The 21,381-nt window shown below is 33.0% G+C and carries 16 protein-coding genes and 1 riboswitch; of the genes, 10 read left to right on the top strand and 6 right to left on the bottom strand.

What is annotated here, in order from left to right; all coding sequences use genetic code 11:
* The first annotated feature begins 170 nt into the window (after positions 1 to 170).
* On the top strand, positions 171 to 1,529 hold the full coding sequence (locus ACSYSW_RS06865; RefSeq protein ID WP_491705766.1) for a hypothetical protein: 1,359 nt from the start codon (positions 171 to 173) through the stop codon (positions 1,527 to 1,529).
* A 146-nt stretch (positions 1,530 to 1,675) separates the two neighbouring features.
* On the opposite strand, the gene ACSYSW_RS06860 is transcribed toward ACSYSW_RS06865, so the two are convergent.
* The gene (locus ACSYSW_RS06860) at positions 1,676 to 3,880 is read right to left on the bottom strand and encodes an AAA family ATPase (RefSeq protein ID WP_491705767.1); all 2,205 of its coding nucleotides are present in this window, start codon (positions 3,878 to 3,880) and stop codon (positions 1,676 to 1,678) included.
* Complete coding sequence (gene clpS / locus ACSYSW_RS06855) at positions 3,877 to 4,185, bottom strand: ATP-dependent Clp protease adapter ClpS (protein ID WP_491705768.1); 309 nt, start codon at positions 4,183 to 4,185, stop codon at positions 3,877 to 3,879. The genes ACSYSW_RS06860 and clpS overlap by 4 nt, the downstream gene beginning before the upstream one ends.
* A 74-nt stretch (positions 4,186 to 4,259) precedes the next feature.
* On the opposite strand from clpS, the gene ACSYSW_RS06850 reads away from it, so the two are divergent.
* Both ACSYSW_RS06850 and ACSYSW_RS06845 read left to right on the top strand, forming a co-directional pair.
* On the top strand, positions 4,260 to 5,216 hold the full coding sequence (locus ACSYSW_RS06850) for a VirK/YbjX family protein (RefSeq protein WP_491705769.1): 957 nt from the start codon (positions 4,260 to 4,262) through the stop codon (positions 5,214 to 5,216).
* A 199-nt stretch (positions 5,217 to 5,415) separates the two neighbouring features.
* A complete protein-coding gene (locus tag ACSYSW_RS06845) occupies positions 5,416 to 6,324 on the top strand; it encodes a LysO family transporter (protein WP_491705770.1) in 909 nt (302 codons plus the stop codon).
* A 47-nt stretch (positions 6,325 to 6,371) separates the two neighbouring features.
* Here the strand turns inward: ACSYSW_RS06845 and ACSYSW_RS06840 are convergent, their stop codons facing one another.
* Together ACSYSW_RS06840 and argS are read right to left on the bottom strand one after the other, a co-directional pair.
* A complete protein-coding gene (locus ACSYSW_RS06840; protein ID WP_491705771.1) occupies positions 6,372 to 7,391 on the bottom strand; it encodes an amidohydrolase family protein in 1,020 nt (339 codons plus the stop codon).
* Between the two features lie 487 nt (positions 7,392 to 7,878).
* Positions 7,879 to 9,612: an arginine--tRNA ligase gene (gene argS, locus ACSYSW_RS06835; protein WP_491705772.1), complete on the bottom strand. Its 1,734-nt coding sequence runs from the start codon at positions 9,610 to 9,612 to the stop codon at positions 7,879 to 7,881.
* Positions 9,613 to 9,751: 139 nt separating this feature from the next.
* Positions 9,752 to 9,860, top strand: a riboswitch (TPP riboswitch).
* A 48-nt stretch (positions 9,861 to 9,908) separates the two neighbouring features.
* Here argS and thiB point away from each other — a divergent pair.
* From thiB to dinB, 5 genes are all read left to right on the top strand, one after another.
* Positions 9,909 to 10,901 carry a thiamine ABC transporter substrate binding subunit gene (gene thiB / locus ACSYSW_RS06830; RefSeq protein ID WP_491705773.1) on the top strand — a complete coding sequence of 331 codons (993 nt, stop codon included), beginning with the start codon at positions 9,909 to 9,911 and terminating at the stop codon, positions 10,899 to 10,901.
* Entirely contained in the window at positions 10,877 to 12,478 is a 1,602-nt protein-coding gene (gene thiP, locus ACSYSW_RS06825) for a thiamine/thiamine pyrophosphate ABC transporter permease (RefSeq protein ID WP_491705774.1), read from the top strand. The genes thiB and thiP overlap by 25 nt, the downstream gene beginning before the upstream one ends.
* Positions 12,468 to 13,181 (top strand): thiamine ABC transporter ATP-binding protein ThiQ, encoded by a 714-nt coding sequence (gene thiQ, locus ACSYSW_RS06820; protein ID WP_491705775.1) that lies wholly within the window; start codon positions 12,468 to 12,470, stop codon positions 13,179 to 13,181. Before thiP ends, thiQ begins: the two co-directional genes overlap by 11 nt.
* A 282-nt stretch (positions 13,182 to 13,463) precedes the next feature.
* Positions 13,464 to 15,173 (top strand): phosphoethanolamine transferase CptA, encoded by a 1,710-nt coding sequence (gene cptA / locus ACSYSW_RS06815; protein ID WP_491705776.1) that lies wholly within the window; start codon positions 13,464 to 13,466, stop codon positions 15,171 to 15,173.
* A gap of 180 nt (positions 15,174 to 15,353) precedes the next feature.
* Positions 15,354 to 16,433, top strand: coding sequence for a DNA polymerase IV (dinB, locus tag ACSYSW_RS06810; RefSeq protein ID WP_491705777.1), 1,080 nt, complete (start codon positions 15,354 to 15,356; stop codon positions 16,431 to 16,433).
* On the opposite strand, the gene pyrE is transcribed toward dinB, so the two are convergent.
* Together pyrE and rph are read right to left on the bottom strand one after the other, a co-directional pair.
* Entirely contained in the window at positions 16,430 to 17,077 is a 648-nt protein-coding gene (gene pyrE, locus ACSYSW_RS06805; RefSeq protein ID WP_491705778.1) for an orotate phosphoribosyltransferase, read from the bottom strand. The two genes, dinB and pyrE, sit on opposite strands and share 4 nt — an antisense overlap.
* A gap of 12 nt (positions 17,078 to 17,089) precedes the next feature.
* The gene (rph, locus tag ACSYSW_RS06800) at positions 17,090 to 17,809 is read right to left on the bottom strand and encodes a ribonuclease PH (RefSeq protein ID WP_491705779.1); all 720 of its coding nucleotides are present in this window, start codon (positions 17,807 to 17,809) and stop codon (positions 17,090 to 17,092) included.
* A 190-nt stretch (positions 17,810 to 17,999) separates the two neighbouring features.
* Between rph and ACSYSW_RS06795 the strand changes: the two genes are divergently transcribed.
* Positions 18,000 to 18,866, top strand: a complete 867-nt coding sequence (locus ACSYSW_RS06795) for a YicC/YloC family endoribonuclease (protein WP_491705780.1) — start codon at positions 18,000 to 18,002, stop codon at positions 18,864 to 18,866.
* A 753-nt stretch (positions 18,867 to 19,619) separates the two neighbouring features.
* Positions 19,620 to 21,041, top strand: a complete 1,422-nt coding sequence (locus ACSYSW_RS06790) for a hypothetical protein (protein WP_491705781.1) — start codon at positions 19,620 to 19,622, stop codon at positions 21,039 to 21,041.
* Positions 21,042 to 21,381: the final 340 nt, after the last annotated feature.

Here is a 21,381-nt window from a genome sequence, read left to right as displayed (position 1 = left end):
GATAAAATGGTTTACATTGAAAAGATAATCTTTTATGGCGAATTGATTAAACACCTACCATATTTTGTTGATTCTAAAAATATTAATGAAAATCAGTCTATTATGCATGGGTTAATCAAATTGTTTATTATGTTTAATTTGCCCTCTTTATTGAAGTTAATTAAAATAGCATGGAGAACTTTATTATCGTTTGGTATTGTTGGTATTTTTTTAATTCAATTAATGCTTATGGTGCACCGAAAAACTTAAGTGCAACAACGAGTGGCAAAATTCAAGGTACTTTGCCCTATTTTTCAGTCGATGATAAGATAACAAAAAAGCAAAATATGGATGAATTATTAACAATAACATTTTCAGATGGTCGAATTTATCGCTTACAAGATGCAAAAGCAAGTAAGGATAATCCGATCAGATTAACAGAAAAAGAAAGCACAATTAAAGATGTTTTTAAACAAATACCCAACGATATCATTTACAGTCGAGGCCGTTATGATATTTCATTCAATCAATTTAAACAATATTGGTTTGATGATGATGGGGATACAATCGATATGAATGGTTATCTTCATATGTCAATTACAAATAAAAACGGGACAACCCTACAAAATTCTTCAATATTAGTTCCATGTGATGCTCCCTACCGTATTTCTTTTCAGGCTGATAATAATATAACAATAACTCCAAGAGGTTATCCCCATAAATTACTTATTCAGCCTATAACATCAAATAATATAGACTATTACGTTATTAATAAACAAGATGTAGTTTGTCTTATACAACCAAATATTAGTGCTTATATTCTTTATACCAATACGTCTGATTATCTGATGAATTCTGGGTTTCTGACTCAAAACGTAAATAACCCAAGTAAGAACTTTCCAACAACAGGATATAATGGAGCTAGTTTTTATATTAATTTTAGTAGTGGATTAAATTCAGGCGAACTTGAGATTGAAAAAATACCTAATACATCCCCTATAAACATAACATTAGGCCGATGGGGGGTATCAGAACAGGGTTATTCAGCCACTATAAAAGAATTTTGGGGCTATAAATTAATATTAACAGGACCAGATCAAAATTCAAACTATGAACAAACATCATCATTTGTGCCGACGACTTTTAAGTTATACTCAAAAGGAGATAGAACAAATGTTTTGTATAGTTTTGTTATTAGCAAGTGGTTCCTACCATTACAAATTTCTTATGTATCAACCGATATGGCAAAGGTAGATGACGCATGTAACCAGTTTGGTTATAAACTAGCTGATTTAACCGATATGACTAATGCAAAACCCCGCTCAGGGCAGACTAATATTCCAACTATTCCAACAGCTAATCCTCTCTCTAAAGATGGCATGATGGTTCCTCAAATTGGTGGGGGCATATATCCTGAATGGGGGCAACGAGGGTTAGGAGGAGTTTATTATGCAAGGTATAACAATAATTATTATATAGTGGAAAGCGAAGGTAAAATTAATAATTTAACGAACTCAAATTATCCTATGTGCGTTAATCGAAGTCAATAATATTTAACAAGAAGTAAATCTTTAAAAGACTTGATAACGATAATAAGCAAAATATCAAAAAACATAAAAATAGACCTAAACTTTTTTCACGAAATTTGTCTATTCGCAAAATTCGTGATTTTTTGATATAAAAGGTTAAGTTAAGATCAACTATAATCAAACTTAAAATTATCTTTGTGTAAACCAATATTTACCTGACCACCATGTTGTAATTTACCAAATAATAGTTGCTCAGCAAGGGGCTTTTTAATATTTTCTTGAATTGTGCGAGCCATTGGTCTTGCACCCATGGCTTTATCATAGCCTTGGTTTGCAAGCCACTCTTTAGCATCTTGTGTAATTGTCATTTTGACATTTTTAGCTGTTAATTGTTGTTTGAGTTCGGTTAAAAACTTTTCGATAATAAGTAAAATCGTTTCTTTTGAAAGATGGTTAAACCATATAATATTATCTAACCGATTACGAAATTCAGGCGTAAATAAGCGATTAATTTCTTTCATGCCTTCTTGGCTCGTATCTTGTGGATTAAAACCAATGGTTTTTTTGATGGTTTCTTGCACGCCTGCATTACTTGTCATAATTAAGATTGTATTTTTAAAATTGACTTTACGTCCATTCGAGTCTGTCAAAATGCCATTATCCATAATCTGTAAGAGCAGATTATAAATATCAGGATGCGCCTTTTCGATTTCATCTAATAATACAAGTGAGTAGGGATGTTTACTGACTGCATCAGTTAATAATCCACCTTGTTCATATCCCACATATCCGGGCGGTGAACCAATTAAACGGCTAATAGTATGGGATTCTTTATATTCCGACATATCATAACGCAAAAACTCAATATTAAGTTCTTTTGCTAATTGAATGGCGATTTCAGTTTTTCCAACGCCAGTGGGTCCGGCAAATAAAAAAGATCCAATGGGTTTGTTATCTTGTTTAAGTCCCGAACGGTTGATCATGATGGCATCACATAACGCAGTAATAGCATTGTCTTGCCCAAATATAGCATTTTTTAAATGAGGGGATAAATGTTGTAATCGTGTTTTGTCAGAAAGAGTGATTGATTGTTCGGGCACTCTTGCTATTTTAGCAATAATTTTTTCAATATCTGCAGTATTAATGATTTTTTTACGTAATTTAGGTGATAAAAGGGCATTTTTCGCACCAGCCTCATCGATTAAATCAATTGCCTTATCTGGCAAAAAACGTTCAGGAAGATATTTTATCGATAAATCGATAGCTGCTTGCAAGGCGTCTTGGGTATATCTTATGCCATGAAATTGTTCATAATAATTTTTAAGTCCTTGTAAGATTTTATAACAATCTTTTGGTGAGGGTTCGCTAATGTCAATTTTAAGAAATCGTCTAGCAAGGGCGTTATCTTTAGCAAAGATACGACTATATTCTTGATAGGTCGTTGAACCAATAACTCTTATGCGATTTGATGTTAAAAGCGGTTTTAATAGATTGGCCGCATCTAACTTACCCTCGCCAGCTGTGCCGGCACCGATGATCATATGAATTTCATCAATAAATAAAATGCAATTTGCTTTATCTTCTAAAGCTTGGGTTAATTCTTTGAATCGTTTTTCAAAATCACCACGAAATGTAGTGCCCGCTATTAATGAAGAAATGTCGAGTGCATAAATCTCACTTTGCGCAATGACATCTGGAACGGCTTTTTGTTCTATCAACCAGGCTAAACCTTCAATGATCGCTGTTTTACCGACTCCGGCTTCACCCACTAAAATGGGATTATTTTTACGTCGACGGCTTAAGGTTTGTAATAGGCGGTCAATATCTTCTTGCCGGCCGATTAATGGATCGATTTTGCCTGTTTTTGCACGTTGATTAAGATTAATAGTATATAGATTAAGAGGAGTAACATCGTTTATTTCAGCAATCTGATTTTTTTCAGTGTTTATTTGCTCTTTATGGTCGATATATTTTTTTAATTTTGGTAGATCAAGCCCATAGCGATTTAATATATAGGCAGAATAAGATTCTTTTTCATGTAAAATAGAGGCAAATACATCAAAAATACTCACTGTTTTTTTAGCTTGCTCAGCTTCACTAATTGCTCGTTCAATAACACGTTGAAAAGACAAAGTCGGTGTTGTACCAATTTGATTATCATCAGCTAAAAAACTGGTATGATTTTCAAGATAAAATTGTAGTTCATCATAGATAGCTGGCATATCGATATCAAGGCCGATAAAAATACGTTGGATAGCAAAATCATGGAGAAATGCTAATAAAAGATGTTCGGTTGTGACATATTCATAACCATTAGCTTGCGCATCGTTAAAGGTATCATTAATGATAATTTCTAATTGTGGATCCATCATGATGATTGTATCTCCATCGTGCAACGTAAAGGAAAATGATGCTGGCTCGCATAGTGTAATACTTGTGCTACTTTTGTTTCAGCAATTTCGGCGGGATATATGCCACAAATTCCCTGTCCTTGCGTATGAATAGTTAACATTAGTTCTGTTGCTGCGTTAGAATCATAATTAAAAAATGTCATTAAAACATCAATAACAAAATCCATAGTAGTATAATCGTCATTATGTAAGATAACGGCATACTTAGGTGGTTGCTCAATCTGATTTTGTGTTGTACTCTTAGTAGCTATTTGCTGGTGACTCATACTTTCTGCTCTATAATGGTAATTAGTTAGTTATCATACGCATTTTTTTATTATTAACCTAAATTTAAAAGATTATGAATAATATGTTGGAGATATCTCGTCCTAAAAATAAATGGCAACTTTTTAATTGGCTGTGTAAAGGTAAATTACAGCTTAATGAATTATGGGCAAAGCCAATTTATCGAGTAAAATTTTTTTTTAGAACACTATTTTTTAGCCCAATTACTTTAAAGTGGTTAGGTAATTTAAGTCAATACCCGCTATTAGGTTATTTTTTTTCGTGTCAAACCAATTTACCCTGTAAACTGCAACGTCCATATTTAGCGTCATGTTTTAATCAAAAAACACGTTATGATGCATTGGTTTATCATTATAATTTTTTAGCAAGCCATCCTGATGGTTTGACAAAAGCCTTTTATAACCCTGATTTAGCCTGTTTACTTTCGGACATGTACGTTAAAAATGAGGCTAAATTCCAAATTGCTGCACAAGCGCGCAATAAATTTGGACGAGAAGGTGAAATCAGCCTGTATTTTAATGATAATGAAGGTGTCAATTTGGCAACTTTAACGTTTTCTATCATTTGTTATGATAAAAAACCGACTTTGTTTATTGCTGGCTTGCAAGGTACAAGTGGCAATGATATACGCGCTCAAATCCAAAAAGCAACTAAAGATTGTTATGGCATGTTTCCTAAAAGAATGGTGGTCGAAGCCATGTTAATTATGGCTAAATATTTAGGATTACAACAAATTGTTGCGGTTGGTAATAAAACGCATATTTATAATAATTGGCGCTATACGAGTCGAAACGAGCGGGTGCACTCTGACTATGATGATTTTTGGCTTAGTTTAGATGGCAAAAAGCAAAGCAATGGTTTATTTATTTTACCTAACCAAATTCAACGTAAAGCGATCGAAGATATTGCCAGTAAAAAACGATCCGAATATCGAAACCGTTACGCGACCTTAGATCAACTTGAATCAAATATTATCAATCAGCTCAATACATTAATGACATCTCAACCATAAAAATTAAAATAATAACTAAAATGGTAACTAGAATAAAATTAACGTAAAAAGATAAATTGAATGTTAAATATTAATGGTTAATCATTGATATTTTGATTCATTCAATGAAGATTTCTTATTAAATAGTCAATTTAGATACAATGCCATTTATTATCAATAAATGGCTTGATAATAGAATTAATAACATAGGAATAAAAAAATGTATGAAGGGATTATTTTTGCACTAACGCCGTTATTTTTCGGTTATTTGATTAAGTGTCAAAATCAATATTGGCTAAATGGTATTAATAAGACGTTAAGTATGATTGTGTATTTAATTCTTTTTATTATGGGAATTGGTCTCGCTCAGATTGATAATCTCGCTTCTCATATTCAAACAATTGCGCAATATACGATTGTATTATTTATTTGTACGTTTGGTTTTAATTTTATTTCCCTTGCGGTTATTGATTGGTTTTTTCCATCGGAAAAAGGAAACGGTAAAAAAGATTTTGATTCTCGTTTTAAGATGATTTTAGAATCATTGCGAGCCATTTTACTTTTACTGGCTGGGTTTTTATGTGGTCTAGTGCCATTATCGATATGGCATTATCATGAAATAACAGTACAAATTATTTTAGTCTTTTTGCTTTTTTTAGTCGGTATACAATTACGCAGTAATAATATATCGGTTCAGCAAATTTTGTTAAGTAAAATTGGCATACTGACAACAGTAATTGTTACATTAACAGCTTTATTGGGTGGTATTGTATTTGCGTTAATTGTTGGCATAAAAGTGCATCAAGGTATGGCGATGGCATCGGGATTTGGTTGGTATTCCTTGTCGAGTATTCTAATGACAGAAGCCGCCGGAAATATTATTGGCGGCGTAACATTATTAAATGATGTTCTGCGTGAAATTTGCGCTATTATACTGATTCCAACCTTAATTAATCGTTTTCGATTGACGGCTTTAGGTGTATCGGGTGCAACATCACTTGATTTTACATTACCCATGCTTCAAAAAGGCGGAGGGATGAGTATTGTTCCTGCTGCGATTGTGCAAGGATTTTTATTAACACTCATTATGCCAATCAGTATGTCACTCTTTAATTCATTTACGTTTTAAAGATTAATTAGCTGTTTTTAAATATCAAAAATTGACTAGATTAAGATCTAGTCAATTCCTAATACTTTTCGACCATTGTGGGTTGCTACATTAATAATATTATCTAGATTTGTATATCGGCAACCCGTAACCAATAATTTTAACTCTTCCCACATATTGCCGGTAGAAAAGGGTAGCATATAATCACTAATATTATCAGTTCCGATAGCAACAGGAATGCCTGCGGCAGCAAGTTCATCAACAGGTGTTAACGAATTCCGTGTTGGTCCATGATCTTCGCGCCTAGGGCTATCAATCCATGCAAATGGGCATGCAATCACCATCATTTGTGCTTGTTTCATTTTCTCGTAAAGTTTTTGTCGATATTCAAGGCTGTGCGCGGTAATTGAAATACTATGTATTGCAACTACTCGCCCATGCATATTATGTTCAAGTGTTTTATCGGTTAATTGTTCAGTTTCTTTTTCATCAGGTGAATTAAATTGATCAACATGTACATGTACCATTTTGCCTTGCGATTTGCCAGTTTGAAGTAAGATATCAAGATGCTTTAATCCCATGCCTTCGCCATGATCCCGTTCGTCACGGCGAGGTAAACCACCAATGATATCAACGAGATCGGCTCCTTTATCAAACCAATATCTGGCTTCTTTATCGATAACTCCTTTTAAAGTTTGATTAATCAATTTTATGGTAATATCGTTTTTATAATGTTCACGCGCTTTTAAAGCCGCATTGATGGCACGCTCTTGTGCAATGGGATCAATGTCAATAAATGATCCTATGGCGTACACGCCTTGCTCTATCATTGATTCGACTGCCATACTAAAATGTCGGTAATAATCATCTTCGCTCATTGCGGCTTTTATTTTGTCTAAGGTATCCCACTTTTGAATAAGAGATTGTTTTTGATAGACTTCAAAACTATCAGTTGTAATGGTAAAAGCACGATCTGCATGGCAATGGCTGTTAACCCAGCCCCCATTTTGTTGAATATTATTCATAATAAAGCTTTTTAAACTTTGATTGCGGTGGGCGAGTAATATTTCTTTATTGCTATTTATCATAATTTGCCTCAAAAAAGTTTATAAAGGGGAATTTAATGCAAAAAAATCCCCCATAAATAGGGGGAAGAAAACGAATATCATAATGTAAAAAGGTAAGAGGTTTATGACGTGTCATTTTATTGATAAAGCGCTTAGTTGCCATAAATTAATGAATTTAATTCTAACGGATATTAATGGAAAGGCAAGCTGATTTTTTAAAAATATTCATATAAATTATAGTGTTAATGTTTAATTTTTGAGAATTTTTTTATAAAATTGACACTTAATTTTAGAAAAACGACTATATTAAATCCTTAATAAAGTTAATATCTTAATTTTATTGATAAATTGTTATCGCAAAAATGAGATTAATAATAATTTGCCATTAAAAATAAGCGGCTAAGTTAGAATGAATGTGGAGAAATAAAGAAGAGAAGAATAGAGTCAAAATAAAACGATCATAGTCCTAATCAATATTAAGACAATGACCGTAATTAACAATGATAAATTACATTTTTTCGACTGTTTTGATGCCGAGCATATCTAAGCCTGTTTTTAGAGTATTGGCAGTTAAAGCCGCTAATTTAAGGCGGCTAAATTTAATTTCATCACTTTTTGCTGATAAAATCGGACAATTTTCATAGAAACTTGAAAATAAGGTGGCAATATCATATAGATAATTACAAAGGACATGTGGCGTACCTTCGTTAGCAACCATATTAATTGCTTCATCAAATTGAAGTAAGCGCACGGCTAAGGCACGTTCTTTATCTTCATTTAATTGAATTATTCCATTATGATCTAAAGGCGATAATTGCGCTTTTTTGAAGATGGATAAAATTCGCGTATAGGCATATTGTAAATAAGGTGCCGTATTACCTTCGAATGAAAGCATATTATCCCAATCAAAAACATAATCGGTGGTTCTATTTTTAGAAAGATCGGCATATTTAACGGCACCAATTGCCACAGCATCAGTAATTTCTGCTAATTCTATCTCATTAAGATCAGGATTTTTTTGACGAATTAATCGAGAGGCTCGTTCACTTGCTTCATCGAGTAAATCATTTAATTTAACGGTATCGCCTGAACGAGTTTTAAATGGTTTACCGTCTTTGCCAAGCATCATACCAAACATATGATGTTCAAGTGGAAAGTTAAATGGAATATAGCCTGCTTTTTGGCTAATTAACCAAACTTGTTCCAAATGCTGGTGTTGTCTTGAATCGGTATAATATAAAATGCGGTCAGCGTTAAGGTCATGATATCGATATTTTAAACAGGCAATATCCGTTGTCGCATAAAGATAGCCACCATCGCTTTTTTGAATGATAACGCCCATAGGTTCGCCGTCTTTATTTTTAAATTCATCTAAAAAAACAACGGTTGCGCCTTGGCTTTCGGTTGCAAGGCCTTTTTGTTTAAGATCGTCAACAATTTTTGGAAGCATTGCATTGTAACGACTCTCGCCCATAGTGTCTTCTAACGATAAGGTAACATTGAGTCTTTTGTATGTGGCGATATTTTGTGACATGGTAATGTCGATTAGTTTATGCCACATAGTCAAACAATATTCATCGCCACCTTGTAATTTAACAACATAGTTACGAGCTTTTTCGGCAAAAATAGGATCGTCATCATAATGTTTTTTAGCTGCTCGATAAAACTCCTCAAGATCAGCTAGCTCCATATTACTAGCATGTTCATTTTGCATTTTTTCAAGATACGCAATTAGCATGCCGAATTGTGTACCCCAATCGCCGATATGATTAGCACGAATAACATTATGACCTAAATAGCTTAAAACACGCACACTTGCATCACCAATGATGGTAGAACGAAGGTGACCAACATGCATTTCTTTAGCAACATTAGGTGCAGAATAATCGACAACAATTGTTTGTGGTGTATTCGGTAAAGTAATATTGAGTTTATCACTGGCAAGAGCAAGTTCGTTTTGCGCGGCAACCCAGTCTTTATTTAGAAAAATATTAATAAAACCAGGTCCGGCAATTTCGATTTTTTCCGCAATATCATCAAGTTTTAGATGGCTAATGACTTGCTCAGCAAGTTGCCTAGGTGGAATGGATAATTTTTTGGCAGCCGCCATAATACCATTAGCTTGATAATCACCAAATTGTGCTTTAGCTGATTGCCTAATTTGTGCATCACTGCCGGGTAACGCGCCAGCTTGTTCCATTGCCTCTAAAACACGTGATGTTAATAATTGTTGAATATTCACAGTAAACCTAATTTTTATTTAGAAAATGGCGAATATGATAGCGATAAAGTCTTAAAAAGTCACTTATCGCCTTCAAGATTCGCAATAATTTGTCAAAATAACCCCGTTTACAAGTGCATCACTTACGAATAAACTAAAGCCGTTCTCAACGGGGTGCCTAATTATGGCTGAGAATATCATAAAAATGGTATAACTCGTCGAACCTGATCTGGTTAATTCCAGCGGAGGGATTTGAGTTAAACAAGTTTATTTTTACTCAAACCTTTTGTCTTTTAATTAATTGTCTTGGAGGCAAAATGTTTCGTCTTATTTTATCTATTTTATGTATGGGATCAATTTTTTGGAGTCCTATCATTTTCGCAAAAACAACATTAACAGTTTATAGTTATAGCTCATTTGTTTCAAAATGGGGGCCAGGTAACAAGATCAAACAAGGATTTGAAGCTCAATGCGATTGTGACGTTAATTTTGTTACAGCTGGTGATGGCGTTACATTACTCAATCGCCTACGTTTAGAAGGTAATAAAACTAAAGCGGATGTTATTGTCGGTATTGATAATAATTTGCTTGAACAAGCAAAACAAGCCGATATTATCACCCCTCATCATATCACTAAACCCGAAAATCTTAATACTAATTGGTGGAATAGCGATTTTATGCCTTATGATTATGGTTATTTTGCATTTATTTATGATCAAAATAAAATTAAAACGCCACCGAAAAGTCTTCATGAGCTAGTAGATAATCAAGCAAATTGGAAAATTATTTATCAAGATCCGCGGAGCAGTACCCCAGGTTTAGGCTTATTATTTTGGATTAAAAAAGTTTATGGTGATGAATCTAACCAAGCATGGCAAAAAATCGCTAAAAATACCGTGACAGTTACGAAAGGCTGGAGTGAGTCTTACGGGATGTTTTTAAAAGGTGAAGCGGATTTTGTATTAAGTTATACCACATCGCCTGTCGCTCATAAACTAAATGATAATAATGCACCTTATAATGCGGCTATCTTCAACGAAGGACATTATCGACAAGTCGAAGTGGCGTCATTGATTAAATATAGTCAACAGCAAGAATTAGGTCGTGCTTTTTTAACTTATTTATTAACACCAGATGTGCAGCTTGAAATTGCCACTAAAAATATTATGTATCCTATCATTAAAACGGAATTACCGGACGCTTTTAATGAGATTCCCAAGGTTAATAAAGCATTAGAATTTACTCCACTTGAAATTAGTGAAAATCAAAAAACGTGGATTCGCGAATGGCAAAATGCAGTAATTCATTAACCTTAAGCTCAGCACGAATAAATATCAAAAGCTTAGGGGCTGGCTTTTTTGTTGCCGCCTTTATCGTTCTTTTTTTAGGCTTAGCACTGTTTAGCTTATGCCATTTTGCTTGGCAAAATGGCAATATTAGTCTATATATTGATAATTATTTATTTTACGTTATTGGTATTACGTTTTTTCAAGCTATCTTATCAACGATTATTTCAATTACAGCGGCTATTATGCTTGCTAAAGCGTTGGCTATGGTTGATTTTAAAGGAAAATCATGGTTGTTGAAATTATTACCTGTAACGTTTATTTTACCCTCACTAGTTGTTGTGATGGCAATGTTAGCGGTATATGGACAGCATGGCATAATAAAAGCAGGATTTGATTCAATAGGTTTGCCCTATGTTGGGCAAATATATGGATTAACCGGGATTTTATTAGCGCACGTATTTTTAAATTTTCCTTATGCTTGCCGATCATTTTATCAAACGCTAATCAGCGTTCCAAACGAACATAAACAACTTGCGGCGCAATTAAATTTTTCGCAATGGGCATATTTTAGAATAGTCGAATGGGCATTATTACGAAGGCAAATGTTACCGATGGCGAGTTTGATTTTCATGCTGTGTTTTTCAAGTTTTGCGATTGTTCTATCGCTCGGCGGTGGACCAAAATATACCACGCTAGAAGTGGCGATTTATCAATCATTTCGAGATTTTGAATTAACTCAAGCCGTTTTTTATGCTTTATTACAATTACTATTTTGTGTAACGTTTATTTGGTTAAGTCGAAAATTTAATGCTATGTCGAAACTGCAAAGCCAGTTTCGACAAGTTTTATATCAATGGCAAATATCAACCTTCTATAAAATAATCTGTTTTTGTATTATTGTTATTGGTACGTTATTTATTATTTTACCGATTACTTGTCTTTTATTTGATGGCTTACGTTATTTTCATTTTTCATTATTAGATAAAACCTTTTGTCAGGCATTATTTTATTCGATCACAATTTCAATCGTATCGGCACTATTAGCGCTTATCATGGCGTGTTTGTTACTTGCAACGAATAATAAATTATTAATTCATCAGGCTTTGGCTACGAGCCATCGCCTTATGTTGATAGCCACATTAATTTTAGCGATCCCGAGTATGGTGCTTGCAACAGGTTTTTATATTTTATTTATTGATTATATCGATAACCCATTTATTGTTTGTTTGCTATTAAGCCTTTGTAATGCGTTATTGGCATTGCCGTTTATATTAAAAAATCTTGAATATCCTATGTATGATATTGCCAATAAATATTATAAATTAAGCTTATCGCTTAATATTACAGGCATAAAACATTTTTATTTAATTGAGTATAATGCCTTAAAACACTTAATATGGCGTAGCTTTGCTTTTGCGGCGATTTTATCGCTAGGAGATTTTGGTATTATTGCCCTTTTAGGTGGGGAGGCAGTGATTACATTACCTTATTATTTATATGATCAGCTTTCTCATTACCGTTTTCAAGAAGGGGCATTTACAGCATCTTGCTTATTAGTTTTATCTTTATTTTTAATGGTGATGATGGATGATGATTGAGCTTAAAAATATAACCTATCAATATGAAGATTTTTTATTAGCATTAAATCTAAATTTAAAAAGAGGTGAAAAAGCGGTCATTATTGGACCAAGCGGCGCCGGGAAAAGTACTTTATTTAGTCTTATCGCAGGTTTTATTTTTCCTTGTGCGGGTGAGATTATTCTTAATCAGCAAAATATGACCGATGCGCCGCCGGCAAAAAGACCGATAACTATGTTATTTCAAGATAATAATTTGTTTAGTCATTTAACAGTAACGCAAAATATCGGTTTAGGGATTAAACCCTCTTTAACTCTTTCAACGCAAGAAAAAAGGCAAATTGCTGACATTTTAGCTAAAGTTGGATTAACCGGATTTGGTCATCGTTATCCTGATGAAATGTCGGGGGGGCAGAAGCAGCGAGTTGCTTTAGCACGTTGTCTTATTCAGCATAAGCCAATTTTATTATTAGACGAACCTTTTTCGGCATTAGATCAAGCTTTACGTTTTGAAATGCTAACCCTTATCGATAAAATATGTAGTGAATATTCAATGACTTTATTGATGGTTTCTCACTATCTGGATAAATCTTTATTGGAATTTAATCGTTGTATTGTTATGGATAAAGGCAAAATCATTTATAACAAATCACCGCAATCGCTTATGCTACCAAAATTTGAAGATATCCAACGGTTGTTAGGCCTAAAACAACTAAATCAATGAGCTGCTAATAAATTTTACATTAAAAATTTTTAAAGATATTTTTAAGTGTAATTACACTTTTTACTAATAATCCCTAATGTTTAAAATTTATTTTTTGATAAAAATCATTTTAAAAATCAATTAGTGAACTAAGTTTTAATTTATTTGTCTACAAGTCACCTATCATTAATTAATGTTTTATTTGATGTTTTTTATTATCTAACTTTTTTAATTATCGTTTGCGATTTAATTCAGTTAGATTTAATAAATTAAATGTCTTTAATAAAATAGATCGAAGAGATTATGACAAATTTAAAACAAAAAAAACGTTCAAACTTACTGGCTTTTATTTTAGACCTCATTTTTTTTGCTTATTTTTCATGTGCCTTACAATTATATATTTACCTATCAGGACATTCGAATGCAAATGGATTGCGAGATGCTTTTATTTATAGTTTAATCTGGTTAATTCCTCTCATTATTTTTCCTAAATATACACGCCGGATTTCAGCTTTAATTGGTCTAATTTTAGGTGCCAGCTCATTGATCGTTGTGGGGTATTTTGCTATTTATCGGCAAGAGTTTTCGCAAAGTGTTTTTTTTGTTATGGCAGAATCCAATATTGCTGAAGGGCAAGAATATATTCAACAATACTTAAATATGTCTCTTATTTTATTTCTTGTCGGCTTTACTGTCATTGGTATTATTTTATGGTTTTTTGTGAGACCAATTTATGTTAGCAATTTAACTAAATGGGTTTTATCTTTCTTTATTTTAGCATATGCTGCAGCACCATTTTATTACCCATTTATTGTCAAACATTATTCGTTTGAAAGAGCTGCTAATCATTTACTATCACGTATGGAAACAACAGTCCCCTGGCAATTAATCTCTAATTATATTGCTTATCGTAATCAATTAGGTTCGATGGAAAATATTTTATCTCGTTATGATAGCTTACCCCCTTTACAACATTTAAAAGATAGTAATGATGATAAAATGCCACGAACATTAGTATTAGTGATCGGTGAATCGACAACAAGGCAGCGTATGGGGATTTATGGTTATGAACGAAATACGACGCCATTAATTGAGCAATTTAAAAAGCAAAATCCTAATTTTTATGTGTTTAATGACGTTGTGACGTCAAGACCTTACACAATTGAAATATTACAACAAGCGTTGACCTTTGCGGACGAAACCAAACCAGATTTATATATTAAACAACCATCAATTATTAATTTAATGAAGCAAGCAGGTTATAAAACTTATTGGATAACAAATCAGCAAACTATGACAAAACGCAATACCATGTTAACGATATTTTCCAAACAAGCAGATGAGCAATTTTATTTAAACAATGATCGCAATCAAAGCGCACGGCAATACGATGAAAATGTCTTAGAGCCATTTAAACAAGTTTTAAACGATCCATTTGAGAAGAAATTTATTATTGTTCACTTGTTAGGTACACACATGCAGTATGAATATCGTTACCCTAAAGAGGCAAAATATCAACAATTTAATGACCAGAATAATTTACCCTTTGCGCTTAATTCGCAAGAGTTAGAAGATTATAATAGTTATGATAATGCCGTTTTATATAATGATTATGTCACATCATCCTTATTCTCGATTTTTAAGGAAAAGGGTGACAATGGATTTATATTATATTTCTCGGATCATGGTGAAGAAGTCTATCAAACTAAGCCACATAATATTTTAGGGCGTAATGAAAAAGCACCTACCAAAACGATGTATACTATTCCTTTTATGCTATGGACATCTAATAGTTGGCAAAAAATACATCCTATCCCTTATCAAGATTATGTTAATCGTAAATATAGCAGTCAGTATTTGATTCATACTTGGTCAGATTTAGCAGGTCTAAGTTATGATTTGTATGAGCCTCAAAAAAGTCTTGTTAATAAAGATTTCAAACAACCAAAAAGATGGATAGGGGATCCACATGATAAAAAAGGTTTAATGGAGTTCGATAATTTAACGGATTAACTATCAATAAATAATTAAAAAACGAATAATAAATTATTAAAAAATGATTTATTAAAATAAAAAACTAGACTAAGCGTATAAAAGCAGTATGATATTGTATATTTATACAGTGATTTGTTGTGAATGTTTTTTATTGAATATTCATAATGATGACGGATTTTTGTTTATTATATTACCGATATGCGCAAAATTATTCATGTGGATATGGACTGCTTTTATGCAGCTGTTGAAATGCGAGACAATCCCCGCTACCGCAATATTCCGATTGCGGTAGGTGGCGATCCTAAAAAACGAGGTGTTGTTGCGACAGCTAATTATCCAGCAAGGCAATTTGGTATTCATAGTGCCATGTCAATGGCTCAAGCGATTAAGTTATGCCCTAATTTAAAAGTGATTGCTTGTCGTTATGCTGCCTATAAAGACGTCTCTAAACAAATTCATCAAATATTTCGACGTTATACGCCATTAATTGAAGCGATTTCGTTAGATGAAGCTTATTTAGATGTGAGTCATTGTCCTTTACATAATGGTTCTGCGACTTTGATAGCAAAAGAAATTAGGCAAAGCATTTTTAATGAATTACAGTTAACGGCATCGGCTGGCGTTGCGCCACTTAAGTTTTTAGCAAAAATTGCTTCGGATATGAATAAACCCAATGGGCAATATGTAATAACCCCTTCACAAGTAACCAGTTTTATCGCCAATTTACCGCTAAAAAAGATCCCTGGAGTTGGGACTGTGACCGAGAAAAAACTAGCCGATTTAGGGCTGTTTAAATGTCAAGATGTACTAAAATATGATATTAGCAAACTGCTTAGTCATTTCGGGAAATTTGGTCATATTTTATATGAAAGGTGTCAAGGTATTGATGAGCGAGAAGTAATAAATGATCGGCAACGTAAATCAGTGGGTGTGGAGCAGACCCTAATTGAAGATATTTATGATTGGCAAGATTGTCTTAGTGTAATAAGTGAACTTTACGAGGAACTAGAAAACCGTTTAAGTAAAGTCAAAAAAGATCTTTCCATTGCAAGGCAAGGGGTGAAATTTAAATTTAATGATTTCCAACTAACAACTCAAGAGCATGTTTGGACAAAGCTAGATAAGCAAGATTTAATCCAACAAGCCCATCAAGTTTGGATGGAAAGACGCAATGATCGCGGTGTAAGGCTTATTGGCTTACACGTAACTTTGATTGATCCGCAATTAGAAAGGCAATTAGTATTAGATTTACAGTTTTGTCATCCTTTTACTAATTAAATAACCCCATAATTGGCGCGATACTCTTCAACTTGCTTTATTTGGTGTTTTCGATCGTTATCTTGATATAAATAATGAATAAGATCATCAAGAGTTATAATTGAAATTACCTCACAATGATAGGTTTGTTTTATTTCTTGAATTGCTGATAATTCCCCTTGTCCTTTTTCTTGCCTATCAAGGCAAATTAAAACACCGGCTAAAATAGATTGATTATCTTTTAATATTCGCATTGATTCTCGAATAGCAGTACCAGCTGTTATTACATCATCAACGAGCATAACACGCTGTTTAAAAATAGAGCTACCAACTAAATTACCCCCTTCACCGTGATCTTTAGCCTCTTTACGATTAAAACAATAAGGAATATCAACATTATATTGCTCAAACATCGCGACAACGGTTGACGAAACAATAGGGATACCTTTATAAGCAGGTCCAAAAATAACATCGTAATCTAATTTAGAGTCATTTAAGGCAGCCGCATAAAAACGCCCTAATAAAGCTAGATCTTTACCTGTATTAAATAATCCTGCATTAAAAAAATAGGGACTCTTGCGTCCCGATTTTAATGTAAATTCGCCAAATTTTAGTGCTTGTCTATCTAATGCAAACCGAATGAATTCACTTTTGTAAGATTTCATGGGTATCTCCTATTATGAGTTTTGCAAAGCCTGTTTTTGAGCTGAAATAATTGTTTTTATACCATTTTGAGCTAAATTTAAAAGGGTTAATAATTCATCATGATTAAAAGGTTGTCCTTCAGCAGTACCTTGTATTTCGATCAGTTTGTCATCTTCTGTCATGACGACATTCATATCCGTTTCTGCAGTTGAATCTTCGCTATATTCTAAATCACAAATGGCTTGACCATCCACAATCCCTACAGAGACCGCGGCAATAAATCCTTTAATCGGATTTTGTTTAATCTGCCCTTTTTGTAACATGTCTTGAATTGCATCATGAAGCGCAATGCAAGCACCCGTTATTGCGGCTGTACGTGTACCGCCATCGGCTTGGATCACATCACAATCAAGGGTAATTGTATAGTCACCTAATAATTTAAGATCAATCATAGCACGTAAGGAACGTCCTATAAGGCGTTGAATTTCCATTGTACGACCACTTTGTTTACCTTGCACCGCTTCACGTTGCGTTCTCGAATGAGTGGCTCTTGGCAACATAGCATATTCGGCTGTTACCCAGCCTTTATTTTGCCCTTTAAGGAAGCGAGGAACACCTTCGGCAATTGTGGCGTTACAAAGTACTTTTGTTTCACCAAATTCGACTAATACAGAACCTTCTGCATGCTTTGTATAATGACGGGTGATGGTAATAGGGCGGACTTCTTCCGCAGCTCGGCAAGACGGGCGCATGCAATTCTCCAGCTATGATAATTTAAATTAATGCGTAAAAATTTTATCGTTTAAAATTTTAGTGTGTAAAAAATAATGATTTATTGAGGGCAGCGATTCGATTAATCGATGCTTAGCTTAAGCTAAGAGCGCATTATACAGAATTTATGTTACAATGCCCAGTTAGATTTTACAAAATTAGGATATTAATATGATTCGCAGTATGACAGCTTATGCTAGGAAAGAAGTAAGTAAATCCTTTGGTAAAGCATCATGGGAAATTCGATCGGTTAATCAGCGTTACCTTGAGACTTATATTCGTATGCCAGAACAATTTCGTTCACTGGAGCCGATTATTCGTGAAAAATTACGTAATCGTTTAACGCGAGGCAAAATCGAATGTAATTTACGTTTCGAAATGGATGCCGCCTTTCAAAACCAAGATTTAACGTTAAATAAAGAATTGGCTCTCCAACTTATCAATGCGGCACAATGGTTACGTAAAGAGTATCAAACAGGGGATATTAATCCGATTGATGTCTTAAAATGGCAAGGCGTTATGTCTGCTAAAGAGCAAAATCTTGACGAAATTTCGCAAGAAATTTTATCTTTATTCGATAATGCACTTGATGAATTTATTAGTGTTCGTGAACGTGAAGGTAAAGAGCTAGAATCTCTTATTACGCAAAGGTTACAAGCTATCTCATTTGAAGTTAAAAAAATCAGTAAATGGATGCCTCAAATTTTAGAATGGCAAAAAGAACGCTTAAAAGGACGTTTAGAGGAGGCTAAAATTGAACTCGATTCGGGTCGACTTGAACAAGAAGTGGTGGCATTAGCTCAACGCATTGATGTTGCCGAAGAGTTAGATAGATTAGTCACGCATGTAAAAGAAACCTATGCTATTTTAAAGAAAAACGAAGCGGTCGGGCGACGATTAGATTTTATGATGCAAGAATTCAATCGAGAATCAAACACTATCGCATCTAAATCGATTAATGCTGCTGTTACCGCAAGTGCCATTGAACTTAAAGTATTAATTGAACAAATTCGCGAACAAGTCCAAAACATTGAATAGATAATATTCATTCTATCAATAAGTTTAATTTACAAAACCTTTTGGGTGATTTTTATACTTTATTAAGTACAAATTTAGCTAAGGAACTTAATTGTATAAAATAACACCATATTTTGGCTGTTAATCTTAAAAAAGGGATCAATAAATATAACCCGTTTTGGTTATCATTTTCTTAACAATAAGTTAACAGTCAAATAGATTCCCTTACAATTCCAAAACCAATAAATAAAATTTCTTATTTATTCCTCTTTTTTTATTTTTTACTATTACTATTTTTGTTAAAGCTTTTATTTATAAGCCTTAAAGCTAATTTATTAACATTAATTAGCTAATAAAAACAATTTAAAAATATACATCTAACTATCCTTAGTCAAATTAATTATAAAAAATAGAAAATTGTTTTTTATTGTCGATAAAAAAATGTTTTTACTATTTAAATAGATTTTTTTAATTCATAAGTTATTAAAAATAAACATGTTTTTTTAAATAGATGCAAATAATCTAATTAAAATAAAAGCTAAAAAAAGAAATTAAAAAATTATTTCAATAGATAAAAATTATCATTGTAATAGTTGTAAAGATTTGTAAATTTATTATTTTTGTGTAAGATCTGCGTAAACTTATATTTATATAACGTAAAGAAATAGTTTGTTTTATTCAGTAACTATAAAAAATAAACATTCCATTACTTGAATACTAATAAAAGAAAACAATGGATTTCAAAACGATCATTTACATAATTAAGGATACTTAATGTTGTGTTTTAAAAATTTTTTTCGGTCTATATCGATTGATAAGCAATTTAATTTATTACCTATTCGTCGTATAACTTTTACATTTGGATTGATAGGTTTAACTACACAAACAGCTTATGCTGTTCAACCCGCTTTAGATGGTTATGGACGCCCAATTACAGCCACGACTCAAGGAATAATACAAGGTGGATCTATACCTTATTTTTCAATGGATAATGGTGTCACTGTAGCCGAAGACATGAATGCCTTATTTGATATTACTTTTCCAGACGGACGAGTGTATGGAATTCAAGATTCGTATGAATCGCATACAACTCCTCTTATTTTAGGTGAAGGATATACAATTTCTGATATAAAAATGAATGTACCACCGGGGAAAACAAGTGTCCCACTAAGTAATTTTGCTCAGTTTTGGCAAGATGCAGCTGGCGATATAGTACAATATTTAAATGGTGATCTTACGCTTGAGATGATAGATAGCGATAAAATGGGATTAGGTTCAACGGATATTTTAACGGAATGTCTCGCTCCTTATTCAATTAAATTAGCGCATCCAAGGACAACAGTCGTAACTCAATATGGAACACCACGCATACCGCTTATTGTTGAGGCAAGTTCGGCAATCTACTATATTAATCCCAAAAAAATAAAACCTGCTGCATGCTGGGCACAACCAGTATTATATAGCCCGCAAGAAGATCGATATGCTGCAAGCCCAGGAACGTTTTGGAATGCAGATTATGGCTATGAAATAATAAGTAAAACGGATCCTTCAAAGAATTTCCCAACAATGGGACTCAATGATGCAAGCTTCTTCTTAATGTTCGGGGGTATAAAAGGCGGAAATTTTACTTATACTAAATCACCCGCAAATTCACCACTTGATCTTACGTTATCATGGGAACAAAGTTTTAATGATAATGATCGCCGTCCACCAAAATTAAGGTATGGTCTTAAAGTGACACTTAAAGGTCCTAATAGTAATTCGACGGCATATGAAGCTAGAAGAATGACGCCAACTACGTTTAACATTTTTGTTCCAGGCGATACAATTAATCCGGCATACAGTTTTAAAATTCAAAAATGGTTTATAACAAATACAAGTAAAACCGATTATACAACTACAGCTTGGAACGAAGTATCATCAATTTGTAGTAAATATGGTTATGAAGTACCTTCACTTAAAGTTTTAACCCATACTACCCTTGATAAAGTTAATGCGTCAGTTGTAGGAGATGTTTATAAACCTGGCGCTTTATTCTCGGAATGGATGAAAACTTTTTATCGAGCATATGGTGGTAAATGGTTTTTAACAAATGATAGCCGTTATGTTGCATATTCAGGCTATAGTCAAATTTTTGATTATAATCATTTGCAAGTTACAGGTAGGGTTTGGATATGTGTTAATAGTAATTATTAACTTCAGCTAAGAGAGTTTATTTAATTATTAACTCTTGCCAAAATGGCAAGGGTTTTAATTACAATTTTTTAACGCAATGTTAATAATATATTTTACTTAATAAACCAAGTGAACCAATTATAAACAATTTATATTTAGTTGTTATTTTTCTGATAGTTAATGCGTTAATTCTTTTTAAATCCAAACTTTTATCCACAGATTTTGTGGATAACTCTATTTTTACAAGTAATCGTTTTTCATAAACAGAACTGATTTTAGTCATTATTACCTTTATTTATCGATCCCTTCTAAAAGATTTTAATCATTTAGAAGGGTGTTTTGGGAAATAATACCTTTTATA

The organism is Gilliamella sp. ESL1225, from assembly GCF_058502635.1.
The sequence above is the reverse complement of the archived record's forward strand: the minus strand, read 5'-3'. Positions and strand labels throughout refer to the sequence as shown.